This window comes from Streptomyces sp. 8N114, assembly GCF_052245835.1.
Taxonomy (GTDB): domain Bacteria; phylum Actinomycetota; class Actinomycetes; order Streptomycetales; family Streptomycetaceae; genus Streptomyces.
In genome coordinates this window covers 1,105,331-1,129,186 of sequence record NZ_JBQQBT010000001.1, presented here as the reverse complement: position 1 = coordinate 1,129,186, position 23,856 = coordinate 1,105,331, and the positions used below count along the sequence as shown (strand labels likewise).

Genomic DNA, 23,856 nt, shown 5'->3' with positions numbered 1-23,856 from the left:
AGGATAAGCAATGGGACTTGAAGAGAAACTGCCGAGCGGATTTCTGCTCACCACGGTCGAGAAGATGGCCGGTGCGGCGCGTAAATCATCCATGTTCCCGGCGACGTTCGGGCTCGCCTGCTGTGCCATCGAGATGATGACGACCGGTGCAGGCCGCTACGACCTCGCCCGGTTCGGCATGGAGGTGTTCCGCGGCTCGCCGCGCCAGGCCGACCTGATGATCGTGGCGGGCCGGGTCAGCCAGAAGATGGCGCCGGTGCTGCGGCAGGTATACGACCAGATGCCGAATCCCAAATGGGTCATCTCGATGGGCGTGTGCGCCTCGTCCGGCGGCATGTTCAACAATTACGCCATCGTGCAGGGCGTCGACCACGTCGTTCCCGTCGATATCTATCTGCCCGGCTGCCCCCCGCGCCCCGAAATGTTGCTCGACTCCATTCTCAAACTGCACGAGAAGATTTTGAATTCGAAGCTCGGCGTCAATCAGAAGGAAGCGGCTCGCGAGGCGGAGGAGGCGGCCCTGAAGGCCGTACCGACGATCGAGATGAAAGGGCTGCTGCGATGACGGAGAAGAACGGCCCCGGCGAGCCCAAGCGTCCCAAGGGGCCCAACGAGAACGACCCTGACCAGCGGGCCGAGGAGTCGCTGCCCGTCCCGCAGGGAGACCCGGGCGAGGTCATCGACGTCCGCCGCGGCATGTTCGGCGCCCGCAACGGCGGCGACACCTCCGGCTACGGCGGCCTGGTACGCACCGTACGGCTGCCGGGCGCGACGCCGCGGCCCTATGGGGGGTGGTTCGACGAGGTCGCCGATGAGCTCGAAGGGGCGCTGGAGGAGCAGGGGCTGGACCCCGAGCAGGTCATCGAGCGGACGGTGGTCGACCGCGGCGAGCTGACCTTCCACATCGCCCGCGCACACCTGTCCCGCGTGGCCCGCACCCTGCGCGACGATCCCGCGCTGCGCTTCGAGCTGTGCACCGGGGTCAGCGGCGTCCACTACCCGGGCGACAAGGGCCGGGAGCTGCACGCCGTCTACCACCTGCGCTCGATCACCCACAACCGGCTGATCCGGATGGAGGTCAGCGCGCCCGACGCGGACCCGCACGTGCCCTCGATCGTCGACATCTACCCGACGAACGACTGGCACGAGCGCGAGACGTACGACTTCTTCGGGCTGATCTTCGACGGCCACCCCGCGCTGACGCGGATCATAATGCCGGACGACTGGCAGGGCTTTCCGCAGCGCAAGGACTATCCGCTCGGCGGTATTCCCGTCGAGTACAAGGGCGCCCAGATTCCCGCTCCTGACCAGCGGAGGTCGTACACCTAAATGGCTTCTACAACCCACGCACCCGCAGGCATTCGGGAGACCACCGAAGGCACCGTCTACGACGTCACCGGAGGGGACTGGGACGAGCTGGCCGCGCACGCCGCCAAGAGCGACGACGAGCGGATCATCGTCAACATGGGCCCCCAGCACCCCTCCACGCACGGGGTGCTCCGGCTGATCCTGGAGATCGACGGCGAGACGGTCACCGAGGCCCGCTGCGGCATCGGCTACCTGCACACCGGCATCGAGAAGAACCTCGAGTTCCGGACCTGGACCCAGGGCACCACGTTCGTCACGCGGATGGACTATCTGACGCCGTTCTTCAACGAGACGGCGTACTGCCTGGCCGTGGAGCGGCTGCTGGGCATCGAGAACGAGGTGCCCGACCGCGCCAACGTCATCCGGGTGCTGCTGATGGAGCTCAACCGGCTCTCCTCGCATCTGGTGGCCATCGCCACCGGCGGTATGGAGCTGGGTGCCACCACCGTCATGATCTTCGGCTTCCGGGACCGCGAGCTGATCCTCGACCTGTACGAGCTGATCACCGGGCTGCGGATGAACCACGCCTACATCCGTCCCGGCGGGCTGTCGCAGGACATTCCGCCGGGGACCGTGGACGCGCTGCGCGAGTTCCTCAAGAAGATGCGCAAGAACCTGCCCGAGTACGACGCGCTCGCCACCGGCAACCCCGTCTTCAAGGCCCGGCTGCAGGACATCGGCTATCTCGACCTGGCCGGCTGTATGGCGCTGGGCGCCACGGGTCCGATCCTGCGCTCGGCCGGACTGCCGCACGATCTGCGCAAGGCACAGCCCTACTGCGGTTACGAGACCTACGACTTCGACGTCCCGACCGTCGACACCTGCGACTCCTATGGGCGGTTCCTGGTGCGCCTGGAGGAGATGCGCCAGTCGCTGCGGATCATCGAGCAGTGCGTGGACCGGCTGGAGCCGGGCCCGGTGATGGTCGCCGACAAGAAGATCGCCTGGCCCGCGCAGCTCGCCCTGGGCCCGGACGGGCTCGGCAACTCCCTCGACCACATCAAGAACATCATGGGCACCTCCATGGAGGCGCTGATCCACCACTTCAAGCTGGTGACCGAGGGCTTCCGGGTCCCGCCGGGCGAGGCGTACGCGGCGGTCGAGTCGCCCAAGGGGGAGCTCGGTGTGCACGTGGTCAGCGACGGCGGCACTCGTCCCTACCGGGTGCACTTCCGCGACCCCTCCTTCACCAACCTGCAATCCATGGCGGCGATGTGCGAGGGCGGCATGGTCGCGGACGTCATCGTCGCCGTCGCGTCCATCGACCCCGTGATGGGAGGCGTCGACCGGTGACAAGCGTCGAGATGGGCATCCCCGAGATGCCCGCGCCCGACTACCCCGCCGAGGTACGCGAGCGGCTGGAGGCGGACGCCCGCGACATCATCGCCCGCTACCCGGACAGCCGCTCCGCGCTGCTGCCGATGCTGCACCTGGTGCAGTCCGAGGAGGGCCATGTCACCCGCACCGGGCAGCGCTTCTGCGCGGAGGTGCTGGGCCTGACCACGGCCGAGGTCAACGCCGTCGCCACGTTCTACTCCATGTACCGCCGCAAGGCGTCCGGCGACTACCAGGTCGGGGTGTGCACCAACACGCTGTGCGCCGTGATGGGCGGCGACGCCATCTACGCGTCGCTGCGCGAACACCTGGGTGTGGGGGACGGAGAGACCACCGAGGACGGCAAGATCACGCTGGAGCACGTGGAGTGCAACGCGGCCTGCGACTTCGCGCCGGTCGTGATGGTCAACTGGGAGTTCTTCGACAACCAGACGCCCGAGAGCGCCCGCGCCCTCGTCGACGATCTGCGCGCGGGCCGCGAGGCCACCCCCACCCGTGGCGCCCCGCTGTGCACCTTCAAGGAGACCGCACGGGTGCTGGCGGGCTTCCCCGACCAGCGGCCCGGCGCGGTGGAAGCCTCCGGCAGCGCCGGCCCCGCCTCGCTGGCCGGGCTGCGGCTGGCCAAGGGAGAGAGCACCCCTGGCGTCGTCGCTCCCCGCGACGCGGCATCCGACGAGGAGGGGAAGTGACGACGGTGGCACCACACGACGGCGGGCAGGACGAAACGTCCCCGCAGCCGGGGCAGGGCAGCGCCGACCCGCAGAAGCTGCTGACCCCCGTACTGTCCGCGCACTGGGACGAGTCCGACTCCTACACGCTGGCGGGATACCGGCGGCACGGCGGCTACCAGGCGCTGCGCAAGGCGCTCGACATGGACCCCGACGACCTGATCGCCTACGTCAAGGAGGCAGGGCTGCGCGGCCGCGGCGGCGCCGGCTTCCCCACCGGGATGAAGTGGCAGTTCATTCCGCAGGGCGACGGCAAGCCGCACTATCTCGTCGTCAACGCCGACGAGTCGGAGCCCGGCACCTGCAAGGACATCCCCCTCCTCTTCGCCAACCCGCACTCCCTCATCGAGGGCATCGTGATCGCCTGCCATGCGATCCGCTCCAACCATGCCTTCATCTATCTGCGCGGCGAGGTCGTGCCCGTGCTGCGCCGCCTCCACCTGGCCGTACGCGAGGCGTACGAGGCGGGCTATCTCGGACCGGATGCGCTGGGCCCCGGCAAGGGCCTCGAACTCACCGTGCACGCGGGTGCCGGCGCCTACATCTGCGGCGAGGAGACCGCACTTCTGGACTCGCTCGAAGGGCGCCGCGGCCAGCCGCGGCTGCGTCCCCCCTTCCCGGCCGTCGCCGGCCTGTACGCCTGCCCCACAGTGGTGAACAACGTCGAGTCCATCGCCTCGGTTCCCGCACTCGTGGACAGGGGCAAGGACTGGTTCCGCTCGCTGGCCCTGGGCAGCGAGCGGTCGCCCGGCTTCACGCTCTACTCCCTCAGCGGCCACGTCGCACGGCCCGGCCAGTACGAGGCGCCGCTGGGCATCACCCTGCGCCAGCTGCTCGACATGAGCGGCGGCATGCGGGCAGGGCACCGGCTGAAGTTCTGGACACCCGGCGGCTCCTCCACCCCGCTGCTCACCGATGAGCACCTGGACGTCCCCCTCGACTACGAGGGCGTCGGCAACGCCGGCTCCATGCTCGGCACCAAGGCGCTGCAGTGCTTCGACGAGACCACCTGCGTGGTGCGGGCCGTCACCCGCTGGACCGAGTTCTACGCCCACGAGTCCTGCGGCAAGTGCACCCCCTGCCGCGAGGGCACCTACTGGCTCGTCCAGCTGATGCGGGACATCGAGGCGGGCAAGGCGAGCCCCTCCGATCTGGACAAGATCGCCGACATCGCCGACAACATCAACGGCAAGTCCTTCTGCGCCCTCGGCGACGGCGCGGCATCCCCGATCTTCTCCTCGTTGCAGTACTTCCGCGACGAGTACGAAGCCCACCTCGCGGGCCGCGGCTGCCCCTTCGACCCCGAGAAGTCCACCGCGTGGGCTGATGGCCCAGGCTCCGCTCACCTGGAGGTGAACGCGTGACCGTCACCCCTGCCGGCACTTCCCAAGGGGGAGGGGAGGTCGCCCCGCCGCCCGAAGACCTCGTGTCGCTGACCATCGACGGCGCCCAGATCTCCGTCCCCAAGGGCACGCTGGTGATCCGCGCGGCCGAGCAGCTCGGCATCGAGATCCCCCGCTTCTGCGACCACCCGCTGCTCGACCCGGCGGGCGCCTGCCGGCAGTGCATCGTCGAGGTGGAGGGTCAGCGCAAGCCGATGGCGTCCTGCACCATCCAGTGCACCGACGGCATGGTCGTCAAGACCCATCTCACCTCCCCGGTGGCGAGCAAGGCCCAGCGCGGCGTGATGGAGCTGCTGCTCATCAACCACCCGCTGGACTGCCCCGTCTGCGACAAGGGCGGCGAGTGCCCGCTGCAGAACCAGGCGATGTCGCACGGGAACGCCGACTCCCGCTTCGAGGGCAGGAAGCGCACCTTCGAAAAGCCCGTCGCCGTCTCCACCCAGGTGCTGCTGGACCGGGAGCGCTGCGTGCTGTGTGCGCGCTGCACCCGCTTCTCCAACCAGGTCGCGGGCGACCCGATGATCGAGCTGCTGGAGCGGGGCGCGCTGCAGCAGGTCGGCACCGGCGAGGACCAGCCCTTCCAGTCGTACTTCTCCGGGAACACCATCCAGATCTGCCCGGTCGGCGCGCTCACCTCGGCCGCCTACCGGTTCCGTTCCCGCCCCTTCGACCTGGTCTCCTCGCCCGGTGTCTGCGAGCACTGCGCGGGCGGCTGCGCCATCCGGCACGACCACCGGCGCGGCAAGGTGATGCGGCGGCTGGCCGAGGACGACCCCGAGGTCAACGAGGAGTGGCTGTGCGACAAGGGCCGCTTCGCGTTCCGCTACGCGCAGCGACCCGACCGGCTGCACACGCCGCTGGTCCGCGGCGAGGACGGCGAACTGGCGCCCGCCAGCTGGCCCGAGGCGCTGGATGCCGCAGCCCGCGGACTCGCCGGGGCGCAGGGCCGCGCGGGCGTGCTGACCGGCGGCCGGGTCACCGTCGAGGACGCCTACGCGTACGCCAAGTTCGCCCGGGTCGCGCTGCGCACCAACGACATCGACTTCCGCGCCCGGCCGCACTCGGCCGAGGAAGCCTCCTTCCTCGCCTCCCATGTGGCGGGCCACGGCCGCGATCTGGACTCCACCGGAGTCACCTACACGGCACTGGAGGCCGCGCCCGCCGTGCTGCTGGCCGGACTCGAGGCCGAGGAGGAGGCGCCCGGCGTCTTTCTGCGGCTGCGCAAGGCGTGGCGTAAGCACGGGCAGCGCACCTTCGCGCTGGCGAGCCACGCCAGCCGCGGACTGGAGAAGGCGGGCGGCAGGCTGCTGGCCGCCGCGCCCGGCACCGAGACCGAGTGGCTGGACGCGCTCGCCGGCGGCGTCGGGCTGGACGAACTGGGCGGCGCGGCAGCCGAGGCGCTGCGCGGCGAGGGCTCGTTGATCCTGGTCGGCGAGCGGCTGGCCACCGTGCCGGGTGCGCTCACCGCCGCCGTACGCACCGCGGTCGCCACCGGCGCCAAGCTGGTGTGGGTGCCGCGCCGCGCGGGCGAGCGGGGTGCCGTGGAGGCGGGCTGTCTGCCGGGGCTGCTGCCCGGGGCCCGGTCGGTGGACGATGCAGAGGCGCGTGCGGAGGTCGCTCGCGCCTGGGGCGTTGCCGAGCTCCCCGCGCAGCCTGGCCGGGACACCACGCAGATCATCGAGGCCGCCGCCGAGGGTGAGCTGGCCGCGCTGGTCGTCGGCGGCGTCGGTCTCGAGGACCTGCCCGATCCGGCGCGGGCCCGGCAGGCGCTGGAGGCCGTCGGCTTCCTGGTCAGCCTGGAGCTGCGGCCCGGCGCCGTGACTCAGCTGGCCGATGTGGTGCTGCCGGTCTCCGCCACCGTGGAGAAGTCCGGCACCTTCCTCAACTGGGAGGGCAGGCTGCGGTCGTTCGAGGCGGCGATAAAGCCCGACCAGATGACGCGCCGCCACGCCCAGCCCGACGTCCGGGTGCTCAACATGCTCGCGGACGCACTCGATGTGCACCTCGGGCTGCCGGACGTCGGCATGGTGCGCGGCGAACTCGACCGGCTCGGCCACCGCAAGGGCGGCCCCCGGCCGGCGGCGGCCGTCCCGGCGGCCCGCACCGCGCCGCAGCCGAAGGCGGGCGAGGCCGTGCTGTCCGGGCACCGGCTGCTGCTCGACCAGGGCCGGCTCCAGGAGGGCGACGAGGCGCTGGCCGGTACGCGGCATCCGGCACCCGCCCGGCTGTCGGCCGCGACGGCGGACGAGGTCGGCGTCAAGGACGGCGACGTACTGGCCGTCAGCGGGCCGCGCGGAGAGGTGCGGCTGCCGCTCCAGGTCACCGAGATGCCCGACCGCGTCGTATGGCTGCCGCTCAATTCGCACGGCTCCGGTGTACCGGCCGAGGTCGGTGCGCTGCCCGGCGATGTGGTGCGCATCGGCCCGGCCGGTACCGCCGTGCGGGAAACCACGCAGGAGGTGGGTGCATGAGTGCCGCGACGCTGAGTTCCGAGGTGCTGGGTGGCGGGGCGCTGAGCTCCGGGACGCCGAGCCCGGGGAAGCTGGGCCTGGCCGCCGAGGATCTGTCGATGTTCGGCACGGACCCCTTCTGGCTGATCGCGCTGAAGGCGGTCTTCTGCTTCGCGTTCCTGATGGTGACGGTGCTGGTCTCAATCGTCTTCGAGCGGAAGATCGTGGGCTGGATGCAGCTGCGCATCGGGCCCAACCGGCACGGTCCCTGGGGCTTGCTCCAGTCGCTCGCCGACGGTGTGAAGCTGATGCTCAAGGAGGACATCACCGTCAAGGGCAGCGACAAGCTCGTCTATCTGCTGGCCCCGGTGATCGGCGCCGTGCCCGCCTTCATGGCGATCGCGGTCATCCCGTTCGGACCCGCGGACAACGAGATCTCGATCTTCGGGCACCGTACGGCGATGCAGCTGACGGACATGCCCGTCGCCGTCCTCTACATCCTGGCCACCTCTTCCATCGCCGCCTACGGCGTGGTGCTGGCCGGCTGGTCGTCCGGTTCGACCTACCCGCTGCTGGGCGGGGTGCGGGCCACGGCACAGATCGTCAGCTACGAGCTCGCGATGGGCCTCAGCTTCGCCGCGGTCTTCCTCTACTCCGGCTCGATGTCGACCTCGACCATCGTCGGGGAGCAGGCTGACGGCTGGTTCGCCTATCTGCTGCCGGTCTCCTTCCTGATCTACCTGATCTCGATGGTCGGCGAGGCACACCGCGCGCCCTTCGACATGCCGGAGTCCGAAGGCGACCTGGTCGCGGGCTTCCAGACCGAGTACAGCTCGATCAAGTTCGCGATGTTCATGCTGACCGAGTACATCCACGTGGTGACGGTCTCCGCGCTCGCGGTCACCCTCTTCCTGGGCGGCTGGCGGGCCCCGGCGCCGATCTCCACCTGGTGGGAGGGCGCCAACCACGGCTGGTGGCCGATGCTGTGGTTCGCCGCCAAGCTGGCCGTGCTGATCTTCTTCTTCATCTGGATCCGCGGCACGCTGCCGAGGGTGCGCTACGACCAGTTCATGAAGCTCGGCTGGAAGGTCCTCATCCCGGTCGCGCTGGTGTGGCTGATGCTCGTGGCCACCGTCCGCGCCATGCGCAACGAGGGCTGGGACTACAGCGAGGTCGTCTACTGGGTCGCCGGGACCGCACTGGCGCTGCTGCTGATCACCTTCGTCGTGGACTTCTTCCGCGGCGGCGAGGAGGAGGAAGAGCCCCCGGCAGCGGAGAAACCGTTCGACCCCATGGCCGGCGGCTTCCCCGTACCGCCGCTGCCCGGACAGACGCTGCCACCGGTGCCACGGCGGCCCTCGCGTGCCGACCGGGACCGCGAGCCGGTCGGTGCCCAGGCGGGCGGGCCGGCCACCGCCAATGACGGAACCACCGAGAGCAAGGGGGCTGACGGTGCCTGAGAACCCCGTGGCCGGCTTCGGCGTGACCTTCAAGGACATGTTCAAGAAGCGGCTGACCGAGCAGTACCCCGAGTACAAGAAGCCGACGGCGCCCCGCTTCCACGGCCGCCACCAGCTCAACCGGCACCCGGACGGGCTGGAGAAATGCATCGGCTGCGAACTGTGTGCCTGGGCCTGTCCCGCCGACGCGATCTACGTCGAGGGCGCCGACAACACCGACGAGGAGCGCTACTCGCCCGGCGAGCGCTACGGCCGCGTCTACCAGATCAACTATCTGCGCTGCATCCTGTGCGGTCTGTGCGTCGAGGCGTGCCCCACCCGGGCGCTGACCATGACGAACGACTACGAACTGGCCGACGACAGCCGTGAGTCCCTCATCTACACCAAGGAGGAGCTGCTCGCCGGCCTGGAAGAGGGCATGGTCGACTCGCCGCACGCCATCTTCCCCGGCATGACGGAGAAGGACTACTACCGGGGCCTGGTGAGCGAGGCCGCGCCCGGCACGGTGCGGCAGACCCCCACCGACACCGGGGCGCCGCAGAAGTCCGCTGACACCTTCGGCGCCGACGAACCGGCCGCGGCGGGGGATGCCACCTTCGACGCGGCACCGCACGGCCCCATGACGCACGGGACTGTGACCAGCAGCGGGGAGGGGGACCGATGAGTGCTCTCGCCGCCCCGATGACCGAGCTCGCCGCCCCGATGACCGAGCTCGCGGCCACCTCCACCTCCACCGGTGAGGCCCTCCAGTTCTGGGTGCTGGGCACCATCGCCGTGCTGGGCGGGCTGGGCACCGTACTGATGCGCCGCGCCGTGCACAGTGCGCTGTGCCTGGCCGGGACCATGATCATCCTGGCGCTTTTCTACCTCGCCAACGGCGCCTATTTTCTGGGCGTCGTCCAGATCGTCGTCTACACCGGCGCGGTCATGATGCTGTTCCTGTTCGTGCTGATGCTGGTCGGCGTCACTGCTGCCGACTCCCTCAAGGAGACCCTCAAGGGCCAGCGCTGGCTGGCGGCCGGCTGCGGGCTCGGGCTCGGCATCCTGCTGATCGCGGGTATCGGCCAGGTCTCGGTGGGCAGCTTCAACGGTCTGGAGGCGGCCAACGCGCAGGGCAACGTTCCGGCGCTCGCCTCGCTGCTGTTCACCAAGTACGTGGTCGCCTTCGAGGTCGTCGGCGCGCTGCTGACCATCTCCGCGGTCGGCGCCACGCTGCTCACCCACCGCGAGCGCGTCGAGAAGAACAAGTCCCAGCGCGAGCAGGCCATCGAGCGCGTACGCGGCGGCAAACAGCTCCCGCCGCTGCCCGCGCCCGGCGTCTACGCCCGGCACAACGCGGTGGACCGCCCCGCGCTGCTGCCCGACGGTTCGCCGGCCGAGCTCAGCGTCAACCCCACCCTGCGCAAGCGCGGCCAGATCCGCGAGGTCAGCGCCGAGCAGCTCGCCCGGCTGGCCGCGATCGAGCAGCGCACCGCCGAGTACCACGGCCAGTCCGCCTACCCCGGCCCCAAGGACCCCGGCGAACGCGCCCTCGAACGGGACGCCGCGGCGGACCGTGCCGAGGAGGGGCCAACGGACGAGGAACGAGCCACCGAACGCGGGACCGAGCGCGAGGAGGCCGCCAAGTGAGCCCGATCAACTACGTCTATCTGGCAGCGCTGCTGTTCACCATCGGCGCCGCCGGAGTCCTCATCCGGCGCAACGCCATCGTGGTGTTCATGTGCATCGAGCTGATGCTGAACGCCGCCAACCTCACGCTGGTCGCCTTCTCCCGGATGCACGGCAATCTCGACGGCCAGATCATGGCGTTCTTCGTCATGGTCGTCGCCGCCGCCGAGGTCGTGGTCGGCCTGGCGATCATCGTCATGCTCTACCGCGCCCGCCACTCGGCCTCGGTCGACGACGCCAGCCTGATGAAGCTGTAAGGGGTACGAACCAGTGGAGTCAATGATCGGACTGCTCGTCGGGGTACCCCTGCTCGGTGCCGCCGTGCTGTTGTGCGGCGGGCGACGCCTGGACCGTTCCGGGCACTGGGTGGGGACGCTGCTGGCCGCGGTGTCCTTCGCCATCGGTGCGGCGCTGTTCTTCTCCATGCTGGGGGAGAGCGCCGAGCACCGGGCCATGCACACGAAGCTGTTCTCCTGGGTGCCGGTGGAGGGCTTCCAGGCCGATGTGGCCTTCCAGCTCGACCAGTTGTCGATGACGTTCGTCCTGCTGATCACCGGCGTGGGCACGCTCATCCACCTCTACTCGGTCGGCTACATGGAGCACGACCCGGGGCGGCGGCGCTTCTTCGGCTACCTCAATCTGTTCCTGGCGGCGATGCTGCTGCTCGTCCTCGCCGACAACTATCTGCTGCTGTACGTCGGCTGGGAGGGCGTGGGTCTCGCCTCGTACCTGCTGATCGGGTTCTGGCAGCACAAGCCGACCGCGGCCACCGCGGCGAAGAAGGCGTTCCTGGTCAACCGGGTCGGTGACGCGGGCCTGGCGATCGCCATCTTCCTGATGTTCACCACCTTCGGGTCCTTCGCCTTCGCGCCCGTTCTCTCCTCCGCCGGGGAGGCGAGCGAGGGCAAGCTGACGGCGGTCGGGCTGATGCTGCTGCTGGCGGCGTGCGGCAAGTCGGCGCAGGTGCCGCTCCAGTCCTGGCTCGGCGACGCGATGGAGGGCCCGACCCCGGTCTCGGCCCTCATCCACGCGGCGACGATGGTGACCGCGGGCGTCTACCTGATCACCCGCTCCGGCGCCATCTTCAACGGCGCTCCGGACGCGCAACTGGTGGTGGTCGTCGTCGGCGCGGTCACGCTGCTGTTCGGTGCGATCGTCGGTTGTGCGAAGGACGACATCAAGAAGGCCCTGGCGGGCTCGACCATGTCGCAGATCGGCTACATGATCCTGGCTGCCGGGCTGGGCCCGATCGGCTACGCCTTCGCCATCATGCACCTGGTCACCCACGGCTTCTTCAAGGCCGGGCTCTTCCTCGGCGCCGGTTCGGTGATGCACGGCATGAACGACGAGGTCGACATGCGGCGCTACGGCGGGCTGCGCAAGTACATGCCCGTCACGTTCGTGACGTTCGGGCTGGGTTACCTGGCCATCATCGGATTCCCGGGACTGTCCGGGTTCTTCTCCAAGGACCAGATCATCGAGGCCGCCTTCGCCAAGGGCGGCACCGAGGGCTGGATCCTGGGCGCGGTCACCCTGCTGGGGGCAGCGATCACCGCGTACTACATGACCCGCGTGATGCTGATGACCTTCTTCGGCGAGGAGCGCTGGCGTAAGGCGGCCACCCCCTCCCCCGTCGAGCCGAGCGTGGAGCCCGCCGCCGAGACGCGCGGCGAGCACGCCGAGCCGCACCCCCACGAGTCCCCGAAGGTCATGACGATCCCGATGATCGTGCTGGCCTTCGGTTCCGTCTTCGCGGGCGGCATCTTCAAGGCGGGCGAGTCCTTCGTCAACTGGCTGGAGCCGGTGACGGCGTTCGAGCACGGGCACTCCCCGGTCTCGGCCGCCACCGTGACGACGGCGACGGTCGTGGCGCTGGTCATCGGCGTGGGAGCCGCCTGGTTCCAGTACGGGCGCAAGCCGGTGCCGGTCGTGGCGCCACGCGGCAACCTGCTCACCCGGGCCGCCCGCCGCGACCTGCTTCAGGACGACTTCAACCATGTGGTGCTGGTCAGCGGCGGTACGCATCTGACCCGCAGCCTGGTCTACGTCGACCACAAGGTCGTGGACGGCGCCGTCAACGGCACGGCCGCCACCTTCGGCGGGCTGTCCGGGCGGCTGCGGCGGCTCCAGAACGGTTTCGCCCGTTCCTACGCGGTCTCGATGTTCGGCGGCGCGGCAGTGCTGATCGCCGCGACCCTGCTGATGAGGGCGGTCTGAGCTATGTCATTTCCTCTGCTGACGGTCACGGCAGCGCTGCCCGCCGTCGGGGCCGTTGCCACCGCCGCCGTACCGGCGGCCAAGCGCACCGCCGCGAAGTGGCTGGCGCTGCTGTTCTCGCTGGGCACGCTGGTGCTGGCCGGTGTGGTGCTGGCCCGCTTCGACCCGGACGGCGCCCGCTACCAGCTGACCGAATCACACGCCTGGATCTCCGACTTCGGGGTCCGCTACGAGCTGGGCGTCGACGGGATCGGCGCCGCGCTGATGGCACTGACGGCACTGCTGATCCCGTTCGTCATCGGTGCCGGCTGGCACGACGCCGATCCCGATCCCGACGAGCGGGTCACCAGCCGCTGGCGGCCCACCCAGGGCTTCTTCGCGCTGATCCTGGCCGTCGAGGCGATGGTGCTGATCTCCTTCGCCGCCACCGATGTCTTCCTCTTCTACATCTTCTTCGAGGCCATGCTCATCCCGATGTACTTCCTCATCGGCGGCTTCGGGGACCGGGCGCACGCGGCCGGTGAGGAAGAGGGCGCCAAGCAGCGGTCGTACGCGGCAGTGAAGTTCCTGCTCTACAACCTGGCCGGCGGGCTGATCATGCTGGCGGCCGTCATCGGGCTGTTCGTCGTCAGCTCGGACAGCCTGGGCGAGGGCACCTTCTCGCTGCCCGAGCTGCTCAGGGCCCGCGCGAGCGGCGATCTGACGATGTCGGTGACCACCGAACGGCTGCTGTTCCTCGGCTTCTTCGTCGCCTTCGCCATCAAGGCCCCGCTGTGGCCGCTGCACACCTGGCTGCCCAACGCGATGGGGGAGGCCACGGCGCCGATCGCGGTGCTCATCACGGCGGTCGTCGACAAGGTCGGCACCTTCGCGATGCTCCGCTTCTGCCTGGGCCTGTTCCCGGGCGCCAGCGACTGGGCCACCCCCGTGGTGCTCGGCCTGGCGCTGGTCAGCGTGTTGTACGGGGCGCTGCTGGCGGTCGGCCAGCGGGACATCAAGCGGCTGGTGGCGTACGCCTCCATCTCGCACTTCGGCTTCATCATTCTGGGCATCTTCGCGATGACCAGCCAGGGCCAGGGCGGTGCCACGCTCTACATGGTCTTCCACGGCATCTCGACGGCCGCGCTGATGCTGGTGGCGGGCTTCCTCATCTCGCGCCGCGGCTCGCGTCTGATCGCGGACTACGGCGGAGTGCAGAAGGTCGCACCCGTGCTGGCGGGCACCTTCCTGGTGGGCGGCCTGGCGACGCTCTCGCTGCCCGGACTGGCGCCGTTCGTCAGCGAGTTCCTGGTGCTGGTGGGCACGTACAGCCGCTATCCGGTGGCCGGAATCGTGGCCACCGCCGGGATAATCCTCGCGGCGCTGTACGTGCTGGTCCTCTACCAGCGCACGATGACGGGCCCGGTCCGCAAGCCGGAGATCGAGAGGATGCCGGACCTGAAGGTGCGGGAGCTGGCCGTGGTGGCGCCGCTGGTGGCGCTGCTGATCTTCCTCGGCGTCTTCCCCAAGCCGCTCAGCGAGATCGTGAACCCCGCGGTGGAGCACACGCTTTCGGACGTACAGAAGAAGGATCCCAAGCCGCAGCATCCCGTCGCCGACCACCACGCGTGGTTCGACTACAAGCCGGCTGGACACGGCGGAGGTGACCACGAGTGACAGGCATCGCAGACCTGGCGTCGGCGGGAGGTGCTCCCGGGGCATCCGGCGTCCCCAGCCTGTGGACAGTCGCGGCCGACGCGGGCGACAAGCTCCAGGCCCCCAGCATCGAGTACGGCAAGCTCTCCCCGGTGCTGATCGTGCTCGGCGCCGCCGCGCTCGGCGTGCTGATCGACGCGTTCGCGCCGCGCAAGGCCCGCTACGGCGCTCAGCTGTTCGTCGCGCTGGCGGGGCTGGCCGCCGCGTTCGCCGCCGTCATCGGCCTGGCGGCCAGCGGCGTCGGTACGACCAAGGCACAGATCGCCGGTATGGGCGCGCTCGCCATCGACGGGCCGACGCTCTTCCTGCAGGGCACCCTGCTGCTGGTGGGCATCGTGGGGGCCTTCACCTTCGCCGAGCGCAGGCTGGAGCCGTCCGCGCACGGCAGCCGGGTGGACTCCTTCGCCGCGCAGCCCGCCTCGGTGCCCGGCGGTGACGGCGAGCAGCAGGCCGTCAAGGCGGGCTGGACGACCACGGAGGTCTTCCCGCTGCTGATGTTCGCGGTCGGCGGCATGATGCTCTTTCCCGCCGCCAACGACCTGCTGACCCTCTTCATCGCGCTGGAGGTCTTCTCCCTCCCGCTGTATCTGCTGTGCGCGCTGGCCCGCCGCAGGCGGCTGCTGTCCCAGGAGGCGGCGGTCAAGTACTTCCTGCTGGGCGCGTTCTCCTCGGCGTTCCTGCTGTTCGGCACCGCGCTGCTGTACGGCTACGCGGGCACCGTCAACTACTCGGCCATCGCCCGGGTGGTCTCCGGCGCCGACGCCGTCAGCGACCCCGTGCTGGCCGACACGACGGGCAACGACGCGCTGCTGCTGATCGGCGGCGCGCTGGTGGTGATGGGGCTGCTCTTCAAGGTCGGCGCCGTCCCGTTCCACATGTGGACCCCGGACGTGTACCAGGGCGCACCCACGCCGGTGACCGGTTTCATGGCCGCGGCCACCAAGGTGGCGGCCTTCGGCGCGCTGCTGCGGCTGCTGTACGTGGTGCTGCCGGGGCTGCGCTGGGACTGGCGGCCGGTGATGTGGGGCGTGGCGATCCTGACGATGCTCGGGGGCGCCGTGGTGGCCATCACCCAGACGGACATCAAGCGGCTGCTGGCCTACTCCTCCATCGCACACGCGGGCTTCCTGCTGGCAGGTGTCATCGCCACCTCGGAGGACGGCATCTCCTCGGTGCTGTTCTATCTGGGCGCCTATTCGTTCGTGACGCTGGGCGCCTTCGCGGTGGTCACTCTGGTGCGGGACGCGGGCGGCGAGGCGACGCATCTGTCCAAGTGGGCGGGGCTCGGGCGGCGGTCGCCGTTGCTGGCCGCGGTATTCGCAGTCTTCTTGCTGGCGTTCGCGGGTATCCCTCTAACGTCCGGTTTCGCGGGGAAGTTCGCGGTGTTCAAGGCGGCGGCCGAGGGCGGAGCGGGCGCGCTGGTCGTGGTCGGTGTGATCGCCTCGGCCATCGCCGCCTTCTTCTACCTGCGGGTCATCGTCCTGATGTTCTTCAGCGAGCCGCAGGCCGACGGGCCGAGCGTGGCGGTGCCGAGCGTCATGACGACCTCCGCCATCGCGCTCGGCGTGGTGGTCACGGTCGTGCTCGGTGTGGCGCCGCAGTACTTCCTGGATCTGGCGGGTCAAGCGGGGGTGTTCGTACGGTGATCGCGCAAGGGGCCATGCAGCGCACCCGACCGGCTTGCCGTTCCGCGTCGTAGATGTCGGTCGCAATGCTCACCAAGAGGCCGCCAGAGACCCAAGAGAGGGACTCTGGCGGTCGCTTGTGAGGTAACGGTGACAACAAGTGCGCTGAAACGGTAGGAATTTCTGGCATGGGTTGTGTGATTCTCCGCCGTGAGAACGGCGGTTACGAGGGGAAGCAAGGCGGGATCTTCACCGAGGGGGTATCCGCCGAGTCGGTGGGTGCGAAGGGACTGTGTTTGCACGTTCTGCACATCCCGGCGAACTCCCGGGGCGAGCCCCATCTGCACGCGGGCCACGAGTCGGCGATATACGTCGTCAGCGGCGCGCACGAGATCTGGCACGGGGAGGACCTCTCGAACCGCGACACCCTCCACCCGGGCGACATGGTCTACGTCCCGGCGAACATGCCGCACATGCCGGTCACCGGCGAGGAACCCGTCACCGTCGTGGTGGCGCGCACCGACCCCAACGAGCAGGAGTCGGTGCATCTGCTCTCGCCGCGCGATCCCTGAAGAGAGGCTCGAGACGACGCGGTCCCCGAAGGTCCCGGGCCCTCGTCGGCGCGCTGCCGCAATCGCCGGGGCTTTCGCCGCGCACACCCGCACGTCCCGGGGGCGCGGCGCGCTCCGTCACGCCCTCGGGTTCAGTTCCCGGGGTACTCCCGTACCTTGCCGGGCTCCTCGGTGACCTTCTTGAGCTTGTCCTTGAGGCCGGGTACGTCACCCAGCTCGCCGGGGTCCTTGGGCAGCTTCGCGGGCGCCTTGGCGATCTTGGTGTAGGTGTCGGTGCTGCCGCCGTTCCAGGCGATCTTCAGCGTCTTGGCCGACACCTTCTCGACCTTGCCGTTGGTGCGCTCCTCGCCGACGCCGGCGGGGCACTTGAGCATGAGGGACTTGTCGGCGCCCGTCTTCATGACGTGGCCGTCGCACATCTTCTTGTCCCGCAGCAGGGATACCGCGTCGCCGACGACGGTCAGCGTCAGCTTCTCGCCTTCCGCCTGCCCCGACCACACGCCGGGCAGCTCCGCCTTGCCCGCGGGCTGCTCGCTCGGGGTGGGCTCGGCCGACTTCTTCCCGTCCCCCTTGGGCTTCTCGTCCTTCTTGCCATCGTCGCCGCTGCCGCAGCCGCTCACCAGGAGCGCGATCGCCGCCGCCGCGGCCATTGCCCCCGTCATCCGCGCTGACGTGCGCACTTCCCCTCCTCGGTCGTCGTGCCCTGGTTCTCTCCGCAGGGTCACGACAACCTAGCAGGGGAGTGTGACCGCCCGGTCCAGGGCCGGTCCCGGGAGACCCGGCCACCGATGTCAGCGGCGCCGCCTATCGTGGCGGGCATGCTTCAGGAGAGTGCCGAGGGATCCGGCGGGGCGTCCGAGACGGCGGCGCTGCGCGTACTGCGCAGGGTCTTCGGCTACGACGCGTTCCGCGGGCAGCAGGAAGCCGCCATCGAGCACGTCATCCGCGGTGGTGACGCGGTCGTGCTGATGCCGACCGGCGGCGGCAAGTCACTCTGCTATCAGATCCCGGCCCTGGTCAGACCGGGTACGGGCGTCGTGATCTCTCCCCTCATCGCCCTGATGCAGGACCAGGTGGACGCGCTGCGGGCGCTGGGCGTACGCGCCGGGTTCATCAACTCCACGCTCGACTTCGACCAGCGGCGGGTGGTGGAGGCCGAGTTCCTGGCGGGCGAGCTGGACCTGCTCTACATCGCCCCCGAGCGGCTGCGCCTGGAGGCGACGACGGCGCTGCTGGAGCGCGGCAAGGTGTCGGTCTTCGCGATCGACGAGGCGCACTGTGTCGCCCAATGGGGTCACGATTTCCGCCCCGACTACCTGAACCTGTCGGTGCTCGGAGAGCGCTGGCCCGACGTACCGCGTATCGCGCTGACGGCCACCGCCACCCGCGCCACCCACCGCGAGATCGTCCAGCGGCTCGGGCTGGACGGGGCGCGTGACTTCGTCGCCAGCTTCGACCGGCCCAACGTCCAGTACCGCATCGTGCCCAAGCGCGACCCGAAGAAGCAGCTGCTGCGCTTCCTCAAGGACGAGCACCAGGGCGACGCGGGCATCGTCTACTGCCTGTCGCGGAACGCGGTCGAGCGCACCGCCCGGTTCCTGTGCGACAACGGCGTCGAGGCGGTGCCGTACCACGCGGGGCTGGACGCGGGCACCCGTGCCGCGCACCAGTCGCGTTTTCTGCGTGAGGAGGGCCTGGTCGTGGTGGCCACCATCGCCTTCGGCATGGGCATCGACAAGCCGGATGTGCGCTTCGTCGCCCACCTCGACCTGCCCAAGTCGGTCGAGGGCTACTACCAGGAGACCGGCCGCGCCGGGCGCGACGGCCTGCCGTCGACCGCCTGGCTCGCCTACGGCCTCCAGGACGTCGTCCAGCAGCGCAAGCTGATCGAGAACGGCGAGGGCGATCCGGCCTTCCAGCGCCGGGCACGGACGCATCTGGACGCGATGCTCTCGCTGTGCGAGACGGTCCGCTGCCGGCGCGGGCAGCTGCTCGCCTACTTCGGCCAGGAGCCGGAGGAGGGCGCCGCCGACACCTCGTGCGGCAACTGCGACACCTGTCTGACCCCGCCCGAGTCATGGGACGGGACCGTACCCGCGCAGAAGGTGCTCTCCGCCGTCGTACGGCTCAAGAGGGAGCGCGGCCAGAAGTTCGGTTCGGGCCAGCTGGTGGACATCCTGCTGGGCCGCAGGACCGCCAAGGTCATCCAGTTCGACCACGACGCGCTGTCGGTCTTCGGTATCGGCACCGAGCTGGGCGAGGCCGAATGGCGCGGCGTCATCCGCCAGTTGATCGCCCAGGGCCTGCTGGAGATCGAGGGGGAGCACGGCACGCTGGTGCTCACCGACGCGAGCGCCACAGCGCTGCGCGGCGAGCGGGAGGTGCGGCTGCGCAAGGACCCGGCGCCGGTGAAGGTGCCCCGCCGGCGCGAAGCCGAGGGTTCGCGCTCGCGGGGCGGGGCCGGAAAGAGCGCCGCCCCTGTGGACCTCCCCGAGGAGGCCCAGCCGCTCTTCGAGACCCTGCGCGCCTGGCGCACCGAACAGGCGCGGGAACAGGGCGTCCCGCCGTATTTCGTCTTCCACGATGCGACGCTCCGCGAGATCGCCGTCCGCCGCCCCACCAGCCTGGCGGAGCTCGGCGGCATCGCGGGTGTGGGGGAGAAGAAACTGGCGACCTACGGGGAGGGGGTGCTGTCCGCGTTGGCGGCGGCGCCTGCGGAGTGAGCCCGGCGGCTCTTGCGTACCCGGCATGGGGGCTGCGCTTGCCAGCTCTGCTCCCCCCAAGCTCTTCGAGCAGGGGGTACCCCAGGGCGCAGACTGCCCAAGCTTCGCGGGGGGACGCGCCCCGAAGGGGCGCGGGGAACTGCTCCCCCAGCCTCCGGCCGGGAGGTGCCCCCAAAGCCACAACGCACCAGCAGCCCGCAAGCGTCGGACAGGGGCACCCCCTCACCGGCGCACGGCGAGGGGGCACCCCGCAAGATCGCGGGGCCGGACTTACGCGCTGGGCTCCACCCGGCCGCGTACCTCACCCAGCCCGATCCGGCTCCCGCCTGGGCCGGGGGCCCACGCGGTGAGGGCGACCTCGTCACCGTCCTCCAGGAAGGCCCGCTTGCCGTCGGGGAGTTCCAGCGGCTCGCGACCGCCCCAGGTCAGCTCCAGAAGGGAGCCGCGCTGCTTGTGCTCGGGGCCGCTCACGGTGCCGGACGCGTACAGGTCACCCGTACGCAGCGAAGCGCCGTTCACCGTCATATGCGCCAGCTGCTGCGCCGCCGTCCAGTACATCGCGGCGAACGGCGGCTCCGCGATGACGTGCCCGTTCAGCTCCACCGTGATCCGCAGGTCGAATCCGCCCGGCTCGATCCCCTCCGCCGAGTCGTCCAGATACGGCAGCAGCGGGAAGTCCCGCTGCGGGGGTGCCACCCGGGCGGCGTCCAGTGCCTCCAGAGGGGTGATCCACGGCGAGACGGAGGTGGCGAAGGACTTGCCCAGGAAGGGCCCCAGCGGCACGTACTCCCATGCCTGGAGGTCGCGCGCCGACCAGTCGTTCAGCAGCGTCACCCCGAACACATGGTCGCGGAATCCGGCCAGCCCCACCGGGCGGCCCAGCTCGCTCGGGGTGCCGACGACGAAGCCGACCTCCGCCTCGATGTCCAGCCGCTGCGAGGGGCCGAAGACGGGCAGCGGCTCCTTCGGGGGCTTGCGCTGCCCCTGGGGGCGTACCACGGGCGTGCCCGAGACGACGACGGTGCCTGCGCGCCCGTGGTAACCGATCGGGAGGTGCTTCCAGTTAGGGGTGAGTGCGTCACCGTCGGGGCGGAAGATCCGGCCGACGTTGGTGGCGTGGTGCTCACTGGCGTAGAAGTCGACGTAGTCGGCGACCTCGAACGGGAGATGCAGCTGTACGCCGGACAGCGGCAGCAGATGGCGTGCCGTGGTCTCGCGGTGCGCGTCGTCGGTCAGCCAGCCGCGCAGCTGGCTGCGCACCTCCTGCCAGACCGGCCGGCCGGCGGCCAGCAGCGGGTTGAGCGAGGGCGCTCGCAGCACGTCGGCATGGGCGGAGCCGAACGCGGCGGCGGCCGAACCCAGGTCGAGCACGTCGTCGCCGAACCGGACACCGAGCCGGCGGTGGCCGGGCAGGTCCGGGGTGCTGAAGAGGCCGTACGGAAGGTTGTCCGGGCCGAAAAGGGCACTGTCACGGGCACTGTCACTCATGAGGGTCAGGTTATGTGCCGGGTGCCTGCCCTGGCGCTACCCGTTTCCGCGAAAGACCGGCCCCTCCGGGGGAGTCGGCCGGTCCCGCCGCACGGAGGCCGCCGGCGCTTCCCGGTCGGAGCCCGGCAGCTTCTCCCGAGCCGGGTTTCTCCGGGGGAACGCGCCCGATGCAGCGACTTGCCCCCTGTCCGGGATATACCGGCATGGCACGACAAGAGTGGTCTGCTGGGCAGGCGCCGACCGTGATCGTTATGTGACCGGTTACGCTGCCACAGGAGGGTGCACTCGCGAGACGGGTGACATCCGGCCAGGAAGATGTGCATCGGACACCAGCAGCAGACACCACCAGCGACACCAGCAGGCGTCGAGACGACCCGCTACCCGTTCGTTCCACGTACGCAGACAGGAGTACCCCTCGTGACCGTCGTCGGGCCCTTCGGGCTGAGCGTGCGGGACCAGGCTGTCGAAGCCGATGTCCTGGCCGGGTTGGCGGCCGTCGAGGAGGGCCTCATCGAGGCCACCAAGAGCGACGTGCCCTTCATAACGGAGGCGGCGCAGCACCTCGTGCGGGCCGGCGGCAAACGGTTTCGGCCACTGCTGGTGATGCTCGGCGCCCAGTTCGGCGATCCGCACGCGCCCGGCATCGTCCCCGCCGCGGTGGTCGTCGAGCTGACCCATCTCGCCACGCTCTACCACGACGACGTGATGGACGAGGCCGACGTGCGGCGCGGGGTGCCCAGCGCCAACGCCAACTGGGACAACTCAGTCGCCGTCCTCACCGGTGACTTCCTCTTCTCCCGGGCCTCGCACATACTGGCCGACCTCGGCCCGGAAGCGGTCCGTATCCAGGCCCAGGCGTTCGAACGGCTGGTCACCGGCCAGATCTTGGAGACCGCGGGCCCCGCCGACGGCCACGACGCCATCGACCACTACCTCGAAGTGATCGCGGGCAAGACCGGCTCGCTGATCGCCGTCGCGGGCCGCTTCGGCGCCATGATGTCCGGCGCTGATGAGCGGACCGTCTCGGTGCTCACCCAGTACGGCGAGCGCATCGGTGTCGCCTTCCAGCTCGCCGACGACGTCCTCGATATCGCCAGCGACGAGCATGAGTCCGGCAAGACCCCGGGCACCGACCTGCGGGAGGGCATCGCCACCCTGCCGGTGCTCTATCTGCGCGCGCGTGCGGCGAGCCCGGACGCGACCCGCGAGGACCGCGAGCTGTGCGCCCTGCTCGACGGGGACCTCACCGACGACGGGCGGCTCACCGAGGCGCTGGCCGCGCTGCGCGTCCACCCCGCGCTGGAGCAGGCCCGTCGCGCCACCGTCCGGTACGCCGACGAGGCCCGCGAGATGCTGGCTCCGCTGCCCGAAAACCCCGCCAAGGCCGCGCTGTCCGGGCTGTGCACGGCGGTGGTGGACCGGGCGGGCTGACGCCCGTAGGTCCGTAGGTCCATAGGTCCGTAGTCATGGTCGCCTCGTACGGCTTGCCTCGGACTCTTTGGGCTTCCGTTCTCCGGTGCTTTGGGCGAACTTCGGTGGGTCCGCGACGAGATGAACGACCCTGAGCCACCATCCGCGTTCGACCCCGAAGGCGGATGGCCGTCATCCCAGGGGAGTAGCGGAATGTGCCTCCGTCGGCTGACGCGGCATAGCGCGGGATTTGATGCCATGGAAGCACCCACCCCACACCGATTCGGGTGAGAATGGCGGCGAGGGGTGGACGAGTGCGACCCATGGAGCCGCCGCCGAGCACGGAGGTAGGACAGACAGATGGCACAGATCCAACCGAGGAACCCCCGGCACAAGGCGGCCCGGTACGGCGTACCGGTCGCCGTTGCCGGGGTCGCCGCCGCGACCGTCGGCCTGGTGCCCGCGCTCGCCAGCTCCGGCGATCCTGACCTGCCGAAGGTCAGCGCGGAGGAGCTGGTCGCCAAGGTGGCCAAGTCCGACGTCGACCACATGTCCGGCACCGTCAAAGTGAGCACCGACCTCGGCCTGCCCTCCCTGCCCGGAGGCGGGGGCGGCAGTGGGGGCGGTGGCTTCGGAGGCGGGCCGCACGATTCCGGCGAGGGTGGGGGTGAGGGCAAGGACAGCAAGGGAGACGCCTCCCCGAGCAAGAAGCTGTCCGAGCTGGCCTCCGGGGAGCACACGCTCCGCTTCGCCGCGGACGGTCCCGACAAACAGCGCGTCTCGATCATGGAGGACGCGGCCGAGTACAGCCTCGTCCACAACGGGCGCGACCTGTGGGCGTACGACAGCGGAAGCAACACCGCCTGGCACAAGAAGGCGCCCAAGGACGCGCATCCCACGGACGCGCACGGCAAGTCGGCGCAGCGGTGGAAGGGCGAGAAGCCCGATGCGGTCACCCCGCAGAAGGCTGCGAAGCAGGCGCTCAAGGCGGTCGGCAAGTCCACCTCCGTGACCGTCGACGGGACCGCGAAGATTGCCGGGCGCGACGCCTACCAGCTGGTCATCAAGCCCAAGGGTGCGTCGGACTCCACTCTCGAATCCGTTCGCATAGCTGTGGACGCGGACAACGGCGTGCCGCTCAGGTTCACCCTCAACCCGAAGGACGGTGACAAGCCCGCCGTCGATGTGGCGTACACGAAGGTGGACTTCGGAAAGCCCGACGCGAGCAGCTTCGACTTCACCCCGCCCAAGGGCACCAAGGTCACCGAGGCCAAGCCGCACGAGTCGGCCGGCGGCAGCGACCGACGCGTCCCGGAGGGGCTCGACGGTCTCTCGGGCTCGGGCCTGGAGATCGTCAACAAGTCCGCGAGCGACTGGGGCAAGGTTGCCAGGATCAACACCGGGATGCCCGGCGGGCTGGGCGGCAAGAGCTCCGGCGACGCCGACTCCACGAAGCTGCTGGACCGCTTCACCGACGAGGTCAAGGGCGACTTCGGCACCGGACGGGTCTTCAGCACCCGCCTGGTGAACGCCCTGATGACCGACGACGGCAAGGTCTACGTCGGAGCCGTCACCAAGGACGGCCTGGTCAAGGCCGCCAACCAGGACAAGGCCGCCAAGTAGCAGCGGTCACGTAGTAGCGCGGCCACGTGGCGGCGGCAGCACGTAGCAGTAGCGGCAGCCACGTGGCAGCGGCAGCCAGTAGCAGCGGCAG

At 70.0% G+C, this 23,856-nt stretch carries 19 protein-coding genes; 17 read left to right on the top strand and 2 right to left on the bottom strand.

Going from position 1 to position 23,856, the window contains the following annotated elements:
* Positions 1-10: 10 nt before the first annotated feature.
* From ACTWQF_RS05165 to ACTWQF_RS05100, 14 genes are all read left to right on the top strand, one after another.
* Positions 11-565 carry a NuoB/complex I 20 kDa subunit family protein gene (locus ACTWQF_RS05165; protein ID WP_443277389.1) on the top strand — a complete coding sequence of 185 codons (555 nt, stop codon included), beginning with the start codon at positions 11-13 and terminating at the stop codon, positions 563-565.
* Positions 562-1,329, top strand: coding sequence for an NADH-quinone oxidoreductase subunit C (locus tag ACTWQF_RS05160; RefSeq protein ID WP_443277388.1), 768 nt, complete (start codon positions 562-564; stop codon positions 1,327-1,329). The genes ACTWQF_RS05165 and ACTWQF_RS05160 overlap by 4 nt, the downstream gene beginning before the upstream one ends.
* The gene (locus tag ACTWQF_RS05155; RefSeq protein WP_443277386.1) at positions 1,330-2,661 is read left to right on the top strand and encodes an NADH-quinone oxidoreductase subunit D; all 1,332 of its coding nucleotides are present in this window, start codon (positions 1,330-1,332) and stop codon (positions 2,659-2,661) included.
* Entirely contained in the window at positions 2,658-3,392 is a 735-nt protein-coding gene (gene nuoE / locus ACTWQF_RS05150; protein ID WP_443277384.1) for an NADH-quinone oxidoreductase subunit NuoE, read from the top strand. Before ACTWQF_RS05155 ends, nuoE begins: the two co-directional genes overlap by 4 nt.
* Entirely contained in the window at positions 3,389-4,795 is a 1,407-nt protein-coding gene (gene nuoF / locus ACTWQF_RS05145; protein ID WP_443277382.1) for an NADH-quinone oxidoreductase subunit NuoF, read from the top strand. Before nuoE ends, nuoF begins: the two co-directional genes overlap by 4 nt.
* Positions 4,792-7,305 carry an NADH-quinone oxidoreductase subunit G gene (locus tag ACTWQF_RS05140; RefSeq protein ID WP_443277380.1) on the top strand — a complete coding sequence of 838 codons (2,514 nt, stop codon included), beginning with the start codon at positions 4,792-4,794 and terminating at the stop codon, positions 7,303-7,305. Before nuoF ends, ACTWQF_RS05140 begins: the two co-directional genes overlap by 4 nt.
* 98 nt (positions 7,306-7,403) lie before the next feature.
* Positions 7,404-8,744, top strand: a complete 1,341-nt coding sequence (gene nuoH, locus ACTWQF_RS05135) for an NADH-quinone oxidoreductase subunit NuoH (RefSeq protein ID WP_443277585.1) — start codon at positions 7,404-7,406, stop codon at positions 8,742-8,744.
* Positions 8,704-9,408: an NADH-quinone oxidoreductase subunit NuoI gene (gene nuoI, locus ACTWQF_RS05130; RefSeq protein ID WP_443277378.1), complete on the top strand. Its 705-nt coding sequence runs from the start codon at positions 8,704-8,706 to the stop codon at positions 9,406-9,408. Before nuoH ends, nuoI begins: the two co-directional genes overlap by 41 nt.
* Positions 9,409-9,446: 38 nt before the next feature.
* A complete protein-coding gene (locus ACTWQF_RS05125) occupies positions 9,447-10,373 on the top strand; it encodes an NADH-quinone oxidoreductase subunit J (protein WP_443277584.1) in 927 nt (308 codons plus the stop codon).
* The gene (gene nuoK, locus ACTWQF_RS05120; RefSeq protein ID WP_019354175.1) at positions 10,370-10,669 is read left to right on the top strand and encodes an NADH-quinone oxidoreductase subunit NuoK; all 300 of its coding nucleotides are present in this window, start codon (positions 10,370-10,372) and stop codon (positions 10,667-10,669) included. Before ACTWQF_RS05125 ends, nuoK begins: the two co-directional genes overlap by 4 nt.
* 13 nt (positions 10,670-10,682) lie before the next feature.
* Complete coding sequence (gene nuoL / locus ACTWQF_RS05115; RefSeq protein WP_443277376.1) at positions 10,683-12,629, top strand: NADH-quinone oxidoreductase subunit L; 1,947 nt, start codon at positions 10,683-10,685, stop codon at positions 12,627-12,629.
* Positions 12,630-12,632: 3 nt separating this feature from the next.
* Positions 12,633-14,285, top strand: coding sequence for an NADH-quinone oxidoreductase subunit M (locus ACTWQF_RS05110; protein ID WP_443277374.1), 1,653 nt, complete (start codon positions 12,633-12,635; stop codon positions 14,283-14,285).
* A 5-nt stretch (positions 14,286-14,290) separates the two neighbouring features.
* Positions 14,291-15,970 (top strand): NADH-quinone oxidoreductase subunit NuoN, encoded by a 1,680-nt coding sequence (gene nuoN / locus ACTWQF_RS05105; protein ID WP_443277582.1) that lies wholly within the window; start codon positions 14,291-14,293, stop codon positions 15,968-15,970.
* Between the two features lie 167 nt (positions 15,971-16,137).
* Positions 16,138-16,521: a cupin domain-containing protein gene (locus ACTWQF_RS05100; protein WP_443244287.1), complete on the top strand. Its 384-nt coding sequence runs from the start codon at positions 16,138-16,140 to the stop codon at positions 16,519-16,521.
* A gap of 131 nt (positions 16,522-16,652) precedes the next feature.
* On the opposite strand, the gene ACTWQF_RS05095 is transcribed toward ACTWQF_RS05100, so the two are convergent.
* Positions 16,653-17,201 (bottom strand): hypothetical protein, encoded by a 549-nt coding sequence (locus ACTWQF_RS05095; RefSeq protein ID WP_443277372.1) that lies wholly within the window; start codon positions 17,199-17,201, stop codon positions 16,653-16,655.
* Positions 17,202-17,339: 138 nt separating this feature from the next.
* On the opposite strand from ACTWQF_RS05095, the gene recQ reads away from it, so the two are divergent.
* Complete coding sequence (gene recQ, locus ACTWQF_RS05090; protein ID WP_443277371.1) at positions 17,340-19,244, top strand: DNA helicase RecQ; 1,905 nt, start codon at positions 17,340-17,342, stop codon at positions 19,242-19,244.
* 270 nt (positions 19,245-19,514) lie between these two features.
* Here recQ and fahA read toward each other — a convergent pair whose 3' ends face one another.
* The gene (gene fahA / locus ACTWQF_RS05085; protein WP_443277369.1) at positions 19,515-20,732 is read right to left on the bottom strand and encodes a fumarylacetoacetase; all 1,218 of its coding nucleotides are present in this window, start codon (positions 20,730-20,732) and stop codon (positions 19,515-19,517) included.
* A gap of 417 nt (positions 20,733-21,149) precedes the next feature.
* On the opposite strand from fahA, the gene ACTWQF_RS05080 reads away from it, so the two are divergent.
* Positions 21,150-22,163, top strand: coding sequence for a polyprenyl synthetase family protein (locus ACTWQF_RS05080; protein WP_443277367.1), 1,014 nt, complete (start codon positions 21,150-21,152; stop codon positions 22,161-22,163).
* Between the two features lie 339 nt (positions 22,164-22,502).
* Positions 22,503-23,765: a LolA family protein gene (locus ACTWQF_RS05075; protein ID WP_443277365.1), complete on the top strand. Its 1,263-nt coding sequence runs from the start codon at positions 22,503-22,505 to the stop codon at positions 23,763-23,765.
* The last annotated feature ends 91 nt before the right edge of the window (positions 23,766-23,856 follow it).

Coding starts and splice junctions, on each gene's coding strand:
- ACTWQF_RS05160 (WP_443277388.1), top strand. CDS start 562: ATGACGGAGAAGAACGGCCCCGGCGAGCCCAAGCGTCCCAAGGGGCCC.
- ACTWQF_RS05125 (WP_443277584.1), top strand. CDS start 9,447: ATGACCGAGCTCGCGGCCACCTCCACCTCCACCGGTGAGGCCCTCCAG.
- ACTWQF_RS05110 (WP_443277374.1), top strand. CDS start 12,633: ATGTCATTTCCTCTGCTGACGGTCACGGCAGCGCTGCCCGCCGTCGGG.
- nuoI (WP_443277378.1), top strand. CDS start 8,704: ATGACGGAACCACCGAGAGCAAGGGGGCTGACGGTGCCTGAGAACCCC.
- nuoH (WP_443277585.1), top strand. CDS start 7,404: ATGTTCGGCACGGACCCCTTCTGGCTGATCGCGCTGAAGGCGGTCTTC.
- ACTWQF_RS05100 (WP_443244287.1), top strand. CDS start 16,138: ATGGGTTGTGTGATTCTCCGCCGTGAGAACGGCGGTTACGAGGGGAAG.
- ACTWQF_RS05075 (WP_443277365.1), top strand. CDS start 22,503: ATGGCACAGATCCAACCGAGGAACCCCCGGCACAAGGCGGCCCGGTAC.
- recQ (WP_443277371.1), top strand. CDS start 17,340: ATGCTTCAGGAGAGTGCCGAGGGATCCGGCGGGGCGTCCGAGACGGCG.
- ACTWQF_RS05155 (WP_443277386.1), top strand. CDS start 1,330: ATGGCTTCTACAACCCACGCACCCGCAGGCATTCGGGAGACCACCGAA.
- ACTWQF_RS05165 (WP_443277389.1), top strand. CDS start 11: ATGGGACTTGAAGAGAAACTGCCGAGCGGATTTCTGCTCACCACGGTC.
- fahA (WP_443277369.1), bottom strand. CDS start 20,732: ATGAGTGACAGTGCCCGTGACAGTGCCCTTTTCGGCCCGGACAACCTT.